The sequence below is a fragment of the Aquabacterium sp. genome, assembly GCF_014378415.1.
GTDB lineage: Bacteria > Pseudomonadota > Gammaproteobacteria > Burkholderiales > Burkholderiaceae_C > Aquabacterium.
The window spans coordinates 1-10,328 of sequence record NZ_JACMNS010000196.1 but is presented as its reverse complement, the minus strand read 5'-3'; the positions used below and the strand labels follow the sequence as shown (position 1 = coordinate 10,328).

Below are 10,328 nucleotides of genomic sequence, written 5' to 3'. Positions count from 1 at the left end.
TCGGATGAGTTTCTGGCTTTGCTGAAGTCGTAGCGCTGGGTCAAAACCCCCTCCACAGGAGGAGTGCCTTGAAGGGGGCGTCTGGCTAGGCTGCCCGAATTGAAATCAATCAGGGAGCCCAGTCATGACAAACTACGTGCGCGCCAACAACCTTGATGCGTTGGCGTTGGCCGCATGAGGCATCGGTTGATGCGGGCCATGTTGACCACGCGATGTGCGGCAGTGATGGGGGCGTTGCTGGTTTGCGGCTCACCGGCCTCGACCTGGGCCAGGAAGGTGTGCCATGAAGCGCATGAGCAGGTATCGCTCACCGGGCGCTTGGCGCACCAGACCTTTGCTGGCCCGCCGAACTACGAAAGCGTGCGCCGGGGTGATGCCCGCGAGGTCATGCCGGTGTTGCATTTGACACGGGCTTTGTGTGTTCGGGCACCGGGTGTAGATGACCATCGGCTGAGGAACCGCGACATTAAGACCGTGCAGTTGCTGGACACCGATGATCTCGTGCCCTCAGCGGCAAAGCATGCCTACCGTGTGAGGGGCCGCCTGATGTTTGCAGAAAGCGGCCACCATCATGTGCCGGTGCTGCTGGAGGTCGATCGCATCGAGGATCTGGCGGGGCAGCACTGACACCCCGTCCACCACGCTCACATCAACGCGGTTTCTTGCTCCCAATGGCCTTGTGGGCCATGCCGCCACCCACGCTTTTCACTGAGCGGGTGGGCGATGCGCTGGCGCCTGTCTCGCGCGGGGGCAGGCCGGTGTGCTGCGTCAGGATGCGGCCCTTGGTCACGGGCGACGTTTTCATGGCCCCGGTGGGGGTCGAGTTCTTGCGGCGCGCGGTCTGGTAGCTGCCGTCCAGCACCGGCTGGTAGGTCGGGATCAGGTGGTGCTTTCCATTGCCGATCAGGTCGGCGCGGCCCATGGTCTTCAAAGCTTCGCGCAGCAAGGGCCAGTTGTTGGCATCGTGGTAGCGCAGGAAGGCCTTGTGCAAGCGGCGGCGGCGGTCACCGCGCACGATGTCGACGGTCTCACTGTCGCGGGTGACCTTGCGCAGCGGGTTGCGACCGGTGTGGTACATCGCCGTGGCGGTGGCCATGGGCGAGGGATAGAAGGTCTGCACCTGGTCGGCCTTGAAGCCGTTGCGCTTGAGCCAGATGGCCAGGTTCATCATGTCTTCGTCGCTGGTGCCCGGGTGGGCGGCGATGAAGTAGGGGATGAGGTACTGCTTCTTGCCGGCCTCTTCGCTGAACTTCTCGAACAGCTGCTTGAAGCGGTCATAGCTGCCGATGCCCGGCTTCATCATCTTGGTGAGCGGGCCCTGCTCGGTGTGCTCGGGCGCGATCTTGAGGTAGCCGCCCACGTGGTGGGTGACCAGCTCTTTGATGTACTCGGGTGATTTGATGGCCAGGTCGTAACGCAGGCCCGAGCTGATCAAAATCTTCTTGACGCCCTTCAAGGCCCGCGCGCGGCGGTACATCTTGATGAGCGGGCCGTGGTCGGTGTTCAGGTTGGAGCACACATCGGGGTAGACGCACGAGGGCTTGCGGCAGGCGGCCTCGATCTCGGGCGATTTGCAGCCGATGCGGTACATGTTGGCCGTGGGGCCGCCCAAGTCGGAGATGACCCCGGTGAAGCCTTTCACGCTGTCGCGGATGGCTTCGATTTCCTTGATGACCGAGTCTTCGCTGCGGCTCTGGATGATGCGGCCTTCGTGCTCGGTGATCGAGCAGAAGGTGCAGCCGCCGAAGCAGCCGCGCATGATGTTGACGCTGAAGCGGATCATCTCCCACGAGGGGATTTTGGTGGCGCCGTCATGGCCGCCGTTCTCGTCGGCATACGCGGGGTGGGGCGAGCGGGCGTATTGCAAGTCAAACGTGAAGTCCATCTCGGCCGTGGTGAGCGGGATGGGCGGCGGGTTGATCCACACGTCGCGGTGGCCGTGGGCCTGCACCAGGGCGCGCGCGTTGCCGGGGTTGGTTTCCAAATGCAGCACGCGGTTGGCGTGGGCGTATAGAACCGAGTCGCTCTTGACCTGTTCGTAAGACGGCAGGCGGATCACGGTGCGGTCGCGCGGCGGCATGTTGATTTTGCCGGTGGGCTTGACCACGCTCAGGGGGTTGCGCACGAAGGCGATGGGCTTGACGCCGCTGCCCATGGCGGCGGCCATGCCGCTGTTGCCATCGACTTTGCCGCCATCGACCAGGACCGGAGCGGGCGGGCCACCGGCCTTGGCGGCATCTTCCTTGGCGCAGGTGGTGCCCTGGGCCTCGGCCTGCTCGGACGTCGATTGGTAGGGGTTGATGTGTTCGTCAACACGGCCGGGCATGTCGACATCGGACGAGTCGAGCTCGAACCAGCCGGCGGCTGTGGGGTCGTTGGTGCGGCGCATGAAAGCGGTGCCGCGCACGTCGGTGATCTGCTCGATGGGCTCTCTGGCGGCCAGGCGGTGCGCGATCTCGACGATGGCGCGCTCGGCGTTGCCGTAGAGCAGCAGATCGGCCTTGGCATCGGCCAGGATGGAGCGGCGGACTTTGTCTTGCCAGTAGTCGTAGTGCGCGATGCGGCGCAGCGAGCCTTCGATGCCGCCCATGATGATGGGCACGTCGTTGTAGGCTTCCTTGCAACGCTGCGCGTAGACCAGCGAGGCGCGGTCGGGGCGGCTGCCGCCTTGGCCGCCGGGGGTGTACACGTCGTCGCTGCGGATCTTGCGGTCGGCCGTGTAGCGGTTGATCATCGAGTCCATGTTCCCGGCGGTGACGCCATAGAACAGGTTGGGCTTGCCCAGCACCTTGAAGGGGTCGGCGCTCTGCCAGTCGGGTTGCGCGATGATGCCCACGCGAAAGCCTTGCGCCTCCAGCATGCGGCCAATCACGGCCATGCCGAAGCTGGGGTGGTCCACGTAGGCGTCACCGGTGACGATGATGATGTCGCAGCTGTCCCAGCCGAGCGCAGTCATTTCGTCCCGGCTCATGGGCAAATACTTGGCCGTGCCAAAACGCTTGGCCCAGTACGGGCGGTAGCCGTTCAGGGTTTTTTCAGCTTTGGGGACGGTGATGGGCGAGGCGGTGGCAGACATGGCGGAGGGCGCTAACGGAAGGGCAACCCTCTATTGTCCACTTTTAGGGCAAATCCATGGCCCTATTTTGAGTAGGGTGGTTGCCCGGAGCCCGCCGTCAGGGTGTGCGGTGCGTGTTTTTGTAGGTGTCGATCAAGGTTTGCAACAGCTCGACGGTGGGGGCGCTGGACAGCTTGTCGGCGATGATCTTGATGTCTTCCACCGGCAGATCCCACCATCGCAACTGGCCCAGCAGCTCGCGGATGTCGGCCTCGAACCTGAATTTCACGTGCTTGGCGGGGTTGCCGCCCACGATGGCGTAAGGCTCGACGTCCTTGGCCACGACGGCGTAGGCACCGATGACGGCGCCGTCGCCGATGGTCACGCCCGACATGATGGTGCTGTGGTGCCCGAGCCAGACGTCGTTGCCGATGACCACATCACCCTTGGTGGCGGGGTGGCCCTTGATGTGCATGCCACCCAGTTGCTCCTGGAACACGTGCCCGAAAGGGAAGGTGGTGATCCAGTCGGTGCGGTGGTTGCCACCCAGGAAGACGGTGATGTTGGAGGCGATGGAGCAGAAGCTGCCCATGCTGAACGAGGCCCCTTCGCCCCATTGGTGGATGGACAGGTAGTGCGTGCCGTAGCTGAACCGCCCGTATGAGATCTTGCTGTTCCCGATCACACCGTAGCGGGGCAGGCTGGGGTCAATGGCGGTCATGTTGGGGGGTGTCCTGTTCTCGCGGGATGGCAGCTTTATACACGGGGGGCTCTGGGGTTCAGAGCTCGTTCAGGAAGCGAACTTTGACCTTTTTGCCCTTCACTTTGCCGGCCGACAGCTGGCTGACGGCTTGGCGGGCAATGCTGCGCTCTACCGCCACATAGGTGTGGAAGTCGTTCACGTTGATCTTGCCGATTTGCGCGCCGGTGAAGCCCGCCTCGCCGGTCAGGGCACCCAAGACGTCGCCGGGGCGGATCTTTTCCTTGCGGCCGCCCAGGATCTGCAACGTGATCATCGGGGGCAGCAGGGGCTCGCTGCTGGCGGGCGTCAGTTCGCTGACCGGGTGCCATTCAGACTGTTTGCCCTGTGCCACTTCGATGTTGCCGACGCGGCCCATCTCGTTCATCGTGGCCAGGTTGAGGGCCCAGCCGTTTTGATCGGCGCGGCCCGTGCGGCCGATGCGGTGCACGTGGATTTCGGTGTCGGGCGTGATGTCGACGTTGATGACGGCTTCCAGTTGCGCGATGTCGAGGCCGCGCGCGGCCACGTCGGTGGCCACCAGCACCGAGCAACTGCGGTTGGCAAATTGGATCAGCACCTGGTCGCGGTCACGTTGCTCCAGGTCACCGTGCAGGGCCAGGGCTTCGATGCCTTGGGCCTTGAGCACATCGACCAGGTCGCGGCATTGCTGCTTGGTGTTGCAAAACGCCAAAGTGCTGACGGGGCGGTAGTGCTGCAGCAGCAGCGCCACGGTGTGCAGGCGTTCGGTCTCGGTGATTTCGTACCAGCGCTGGCGGATCTTGCTGTCGTCGTGCTGCTGGGTCAGCTTCACTTCTTGCGGGTTGCGCAAAAACTGGGCGCTGAGCTTGGCGATGCCTTCGGGGTAGGTGGCTGAGAACAGCAGGGTCTGGCGGTCCTTGGGGCATTGCTTGGCCACCTTGACGATGTCGTCGAAGAAGCCCATGTCCAGCATGCGGTCGGCCTCGTCCAGCACCAGGGTGTTCAGGCTTGAGAGGTTCAGGGTTTCGCGCTCCAGGTGGTCCATCAGGCGGCCGGGCGTGCCAACGACGATGTGCGCACCGTGCTCCAGGCTTTCGATCTGGCCGCGCATGGGCGTGCCGCCGCACAGCGTCAGAATCTTGATGTTGTCCTCGAAGCGGGCCAGGCGGCGGATCTCTTGCGTGACCTGGTCGGCCAGCTCACGCGTGGGGCACAGCACCATGGTTTGCACCGCGAAATTCTTGGGATCGAGGCGCGTGAGCAGGGCCAGGGCGAAGGCGGCGGTCTTGCCGCTGCCCGTCTTGGCTTGGGCGATCAGGTCATGTCCGGCCAGCGCGATGGGCAGGCTGGCGGCCTGGATCGGCGTCATGGTCAGGTAACCCAGTTGCGTCAGGTTGTCCAGCATGGCGGGGGCCAGGGGCAGGACGCTGAAGGGCTGGTCGGCGGAGGTCTTGGCGGTCGGTGTGGGGGCGTTCATGTGGCGGATTATCCGCGTTGGGCCTGCAACCCCCTAATTTGTCGCCCCCGGATTGGTTGGCAGTTGCTTCAATATGCAGCAGCATCGGGCATGATCTCTTCCCTCCAATCCTCACTTGAACATCCTGGCCAAGCGGTGCACCCGGGCGCCGGATCGCCTTTGCAGGCGGCCGAAAAAGAAGCCTTGCAGGCACGCAGGCTGCAAGTGTTGGGCAAGGCCTCGGTCCACGCGGAGGCTGAGTTGAAGCTGCCCCGGGTGGGGCTGGCTTTGTCGGGCGGCGGTGTGCGCAGTGCCACCTTTGCCTTGGGCCTGATGCGCGGTCTGGCCCAAAACCGGCATGGCGGGCCTGGCGGCGTGACCGCCGATCAACGCAGGCTGGACGCCGATGGCTTGCTGGGGCGCTTTGATTACCTGTCCACGGTGTCGGGCGGGGGCTACATCGGGGGCATGTTCGGGCGCCTGGTGTCCAGTTTTGGCATCGCGCGTGCGCAGTCCTTGATGGCCGACGCGTCCTCGCCGGTGCTGGAGTGGTTGCGGCGCAATGGCCGCTACCTGTCGACCTCGGGTTCGCGCGATTGGGGCACGGCGGTGGTCACCTACCTTCGCGCCGTGCTGGCCATCCACGCGGAGTTCATGGTGGCCTGCATGCTGGTCGGCCTGATCGTGGTCGCACCTCACTTGTTGCAGCACAGCACCCAGTTGTTGGACCCCAAGGGCTGGGCTTTCTGGCAGACGCCCTGGTGGGTGCTGGCCTTGGCCGGGTGGCTCCTCACCGCGCCGGGGCTGATCTCGGGCTACTGGGCGGCGCGTGACACGGCCAACCCCGGGGCCAAGTCCGCGGGCCCCAGTGTGGGCGATGTGCTGTTCCTGCTGGGCTGTGCCTTGGGGACCTGGGGGTTGGTGCGTTGGTCGATCGCGGCGCAACTGCTTGACCCCTGCCACGATGGGCTGACGGCCACCAGCGCGGCCGTGCTGGCCTTGCTGTCGATCACGGTGGGGCAATCGCTGGCGCAAGGCTGGTTGTTCTTCAGTGGCGATCCCCATGCCCTGGCCGTGGCCCGTTTGCGCAATGCGCTCACCCGGGCCTTGCGCATGGTCACGCTGGGGGCGTGCGCCGTCGCGGGCTTGGGGGCGCTCGATGTGCTGAGCTGGTGGTTGCTCGAAGAGCTTCAATCCCAAGCGGGCAATGACAACTACCTGTGGCGTGGCGTGGGTTTCGGTGGCCTGGTGGCTTTGGGCTTGCGCACCATGGTGCAACCTTTGCAGCAGATGGCGGCCGAGGCCGGTGGCCGCGCGCGCGAATGGCTGCCGCGCCTGATCAATGTGGGCAGCCTGGCGGGCCTGTTGGCGCTGGTGCTGGGCTGGTTGGTTTTGCTGCAATGGTTCGTCTTCGCGCCTGACACCTTCGCGCCGCTGATCAACACGCCTTCGTGGATGCGGGCGGCGCTGGTGGCCCTGGTGTGGTTCACGTGGGTGGCGCTCACGGCAGGCAATGCCCAGATGCCCAACACCTCGTCGCTGCACAGCTTCTACCGGGCGCGCTTGACCCGCGCTTACCTGGCCGTGGGCAATCCCAGGCGAGGGCTGGATGGGGACGTCCCCACTGGCAATGCCGATGTCACGGCGGTGGAAGATGGTGATGACATGGGCTTGCGGCATTACCAGCCCGAGCTGCGCGGTGGCCCCATCCACCTGGTCAACACCTGCCTGAACCAGACGCGTGATGACCTGAGCGGCCTGTACAACGCCGACCGCAAGGGTGCGGCGGTCACGGCCACCTGGCGCGGCCTGGAGGTGGGCCCTTCGTGCTTCATCCCGATGAAACCTGAGCACGATGTCGGCACGTTGGGGCGGTGGGTGGCGGTGTCCGGCGCGGCGGCCTCGCCAGGCGCGGGCGCTTACACCACGCGCGGGCTGGCCTTGTTGCTTTACTTCCTGGGGGTGCGCCTGGGCCATTGGATTCGTTCGCCGGGCGCCCTCGTGCCTTTGCGTTGGCTCAGTCACCTGTCATGGCGATTCCTGCCCAAGCCACTGATGCTGGCCAGTGAGGCCTCGGCCGTCTACTTTGGCGGCGATCGGCCCTGGTGGTACCTGTCAGACGGCGGGCACTTCGAGAACACCGGCGTGTATGCACTGGTCAAGCGCGAGCTGGATTTCGTCATCCTGTCCGATGCCAGTTGCGATCCGCGCTACGAGTTTGGCGACGTCGAAAACCTGGTGCGCAAGGCCCGCATCGACTTCGGGGCCGAGATCGATTTCTACTCGCGGGAAGAGGCCAGCCGCCTGTTCACCTCCGATTGCGAGGGCGGCCTGACCGTGTTGTCGCCCGAGGACGTGACCAACAACCACTCTTGCCGAGGCGTGTTGCTGGCACGCATTCGCTACCGCGAGCGCCTGGTCAAGGGCGATGATGGCCAGACGGTGTTGAAGCGACCCGAGGGCACGCTGTTGGTCGTCAAGCCCAATCTGCACAACGCGCTGGACGTGGACGTGCTGGCCTACGCGCAAAAGCACGAAGACTTCCCGCACGAGTCCACCGGCGACCAGTCTTTCGACGAGGCCCAATGGGAGAGCTACCACCGCCTGGGCGAGGATTTCGGCCTGGCCATGCACGAGACCTGGTTGGCCCAGTTGCCCGGTTGGCGCAGCCCCGCTCACCATGGCATCCGCGTGGCCGCGCGCCTGAACGACGCGAAGGAGGCGAAGGATGCGCCCGACAAAGCCCAGGCGGCCCCTTGGTGGCGCCGCACGGCCCGCGCCACCGCCATTGGCGCGACCTTGGGGCTGGGGGCCTCGGGCACCTTGATCCTGTCGGCCTGGCAAACCATCGAGCAGGTGCAGCGCAAGGAGACCGAGTCGCGCACCGAGGCCAGCAAGCTGTTCGCCGAGGTGTCCAAAGGCTTGCAGGGCATGGATGCCAACTGCCCCAAGATGCCCGAGTACCTGTATGTGCAGACGAAGACGCTGCTGCAGGTGATGCGGGGCAGCCCCTTGCTGAGTTTGCTGGAACGCGAGGGTGTGGACCTGGTGGCCGCGCGCATTGCCACGGACTTTGCCAAACCGCTGGCCACCGAGGCCGAATGCCCGGCCACCGCCTTGCGCATGCGCAGCGAGCTGCAATTGGTGTCGTCTTTCCAGCCCGCCAGCTCGGCTTTGAGCTATTGGGATTCGGGCAACTCGCCGGGTGGCCAGGCCTTGGCGGCCGAGGCCGTGTGGCAACAGTTGAAAAACTGGAGCGCCAAGGGGCCGCTGACCACCACCACTGCCCAGGTTTTTCGTGAGCCAGCGCCCGTGGGCATGCCCAAGGACGTGCCAGTGGTGGTGGCCACCGCGCCCGCCTCTGTGTCGCTGGAGGCCTGCCGTCGGCCGCAGGGCAACACGATCTTGTATGTGCAGGTTTATGACGAATTTTCTCGCGCGCCGGCCACAGCTTTGCGCCAGACGCTGCAGGCCCAGGCGGGTGAGCTGGTCCAGGTGGCGCCCATCGAGAACGTCACCCTCAGTGCCCAGGTGCGCCAGCAGCGTCGGCCGGCCCCATGGCCTCAGCCCACCTTTGTGCTCCATGACCCGGGCAGCCGGGCTTGTGCCAAAGCCATGGCGGGCTTGCTGGGCCTGCCTTGGGTGGGGCCGGGTGAATCGGCGGACAAGGTGTGGGTCCGCGACCTGCCCAAGTCACTCAACCGGAGGCCTGGCGTGATCGAGTTGTGGTTGCCGCCCATCTTGCAGCAGACGTCGTCCAACAAGCCCGTTGCGGGGCGGGCGTGAGGCCCGCGGCCAAAGCACCTCAGTCTTGCAGGGTCGAGGCGTGGTGAGCAATGTGCTCGCGCATGAAGGTGCTGATGAAGTAGTAGCCGTGGTCATGACCTTCATGCCGACGCACCGTGATGGGCTGGCCGTGCTGCTGGCAGGCGGCTTCCAGCAAATGCGGGTGCAGCTGCTCGGCCAGGAACTTGTCTGCCAGGCCCTGGTCGATCAGGATGGATGGGCATCTGGCGCCGCTTTTGACCAATTCGGTGGCGTCGTGCCGCGCCCATTCTGAAGACTCGTCGCCCAGGTAGCCTTGCAGCGCCTTGCGGCCCCAAGGGCATTGGGTGGGTGCAGCGATCGGTGCAAAGGCCGACACGCTCTTGAACAACGATGGGTGCTTGAGCGCCAGGGTCAAAGCGCCATGGCCGCCCATCGAGTGGCCAAAGATGCCGGTGCGCGCGGCATCGCCCTTGAAGTGCTGCATCACCAAAGGCAGCAACTCTTTGGTCAAATAGCTTTCCATGCGCCAGTGTTGAGCCCAGGGCTCGGCCGTCGCGTCCAGGTAGAAGCCCGCCGCCGTGCCGAAATCCCAGCTGGCATCGGCGCCATCAACGCCTGTGTTGCGCGGGCTGGTGTCGGGGCTGACCAGGATCAGGCCATGCTCGGCGGCGCATTGCTGCGCGCCGGCCTTGATGGCGAAGGTCTCTTCGGTGCAGGTCAGGCCGGCGAGGTAAAAAAGCACGGGCGTGCTGGGCGCGCTCAGCGCCTGCGGTGGCCGGTACACGCCAAAGCGCATCGGCAGGCCGATGGTGCTGGAGGCATGTTGGTAGAAGCCTTGCACGCCGCCAAAGCAGGCGTGTTCGCTGAGCATTTCGATGGTCATGTGATCGGCCCGCCGCTGTCGTTCAGTACATCACCACCGAGCGGATAGATTCGCCGCTCTTCATCAAATTAAAACCTTCGTTGATCTGGTCCAGCGACAGCTTGTGCGTGATCAGGTCGTCAATGTTGATCTTGCCGTCCATGTACCAGTCGACGATTTTGGGCACGTCGGTGCGGCCGCGCGCGCCGCCGAAGGCCGAGCCTTCCCATTTGCGGCCGGTCACCAACTGGAAGGGGCGGGTGCTGATTTCGGCGCCGGCCTCGGCCACGCCAATGATCAGGCTGCGGCCCCAGCCCTTGTGCGTGCACTCCAACGCCTGGCGCATGGTGGTGGTGTTGCCGATGCACTCGAAGCTGTAGTCGGCTCCGCCATCGGACAATTGAACGATGGCTTCGACCACATTGCCGCCGGCGGCTTGAACATCCTTCGGGTTGATGAAATGCGT

General features: G+C 64.9%; 7 protein-coding genes. 2 read left to right on the top strand and 5 right to left on the bottom strand.

The window, feature by feature from the left end:
- Positions 1-198: 198 nt before the first annotated feature.
- Positions 199-627 carry a DUF4431 domain-containing protein gene (locus H7225_RS16960; RefSeq protein ID WP_290663965.1) on the top strand — a complete coding sequence of 143 codons (429 nt, stop codon included), beginning with the start codon at positions 199-201 and terminating at the stop codon, positions 625-627.
- A 22-nt stretch (positions 628-649) separates the two neighbouring features.
- On the opposite strand, the gene H7225_RS16955 is transcribed toward H7225_RS16960, so the two are convergent.
- From H7225_RS16955 to dbpA, 3 genes are all read right to left on the bottom strand, one after another.
- Positions 650-3,076 (bottom strand): YgiQ family radical SAM protein, encoded by a 2,427-nt coding sequence (locus H7225_RS16955; RefSeq protein WP_290663963.1) that lies wholly within the window; start codon positions 3,074-3,076, stop codon positions 650-652.
- 97 nt (positions 3,077-3,173) lie between these two features.
- Positions 3,174-3,776, bottom strand: coding sequence for a CatB-related O-acetyltransferase (locus tag H7225_RS16950; RefSeq protein WP_290663961.1), 603 nt, complete (start codon positions 3,774-3,776; stop codon positions 3,174-3,176).
- A 58-nt stretch (positions 3,777-3,834) separates the two neighbouring features.
- Positions 3,835-5,253 (bottom strand): ATP-dependent RNA helicase DbpA, encoded by a 1,419-nt coding sequence (dbpA, locus tag H7225_RS16945; protein ID WP_290663959.1) that lies wholly within the window; start codon positions 5,251-5,253, stop codon positions 3,835-3,837.
- Positions 5,254-5,343: 90 nt separating this feature from the next.
- Here dbpA and H7225_RS16940 point away from each other — a divergent pair, with 90 nt between their 5' ends.
- The gene (locus H7225_RS16940; protein WP_290663957.1) at positions 5,344-9,018 is read left to right on the top strand and encodes a hypothetical protein; all 3,675 of its coding nucleotides are present in this window, start codon (positions 5,344-5,346) and stop codon (positions 9,016-9,018) included.
- A gap of 19 nt (positions 9,019-9,037) precedes the next feature.
- On the opposite strand, the gene fghA is transcribed toward H7225_RS16940, so the two are convergent.
- Both fghA and H7225_RS16930 read right to left on the bottom strand, forming a co-directional pair.
- Positions 9,038-9,883 carry an S-formylglutathione hydrolase gene (gene fghA, locus H7225_RS16935; RefSeq protein ID WP_290663955.1) on the bottom strand — a complete coding sequence of 282 codons (846 nt, stop codon included), beginning with the start codon at positions 9,881-9,883 and terminating at the stop codon, positions 9,038-9,040.
- 22 nt (positions 9,884-9,905) lie between these two features.
- The coding region (locus H7225_RS16930) for a zinc-binding dehydrogenase (protein WP_290663953.1) at positions 9,906-10,328 on the bottom strand (423 nt) is incomplete at its 5' end.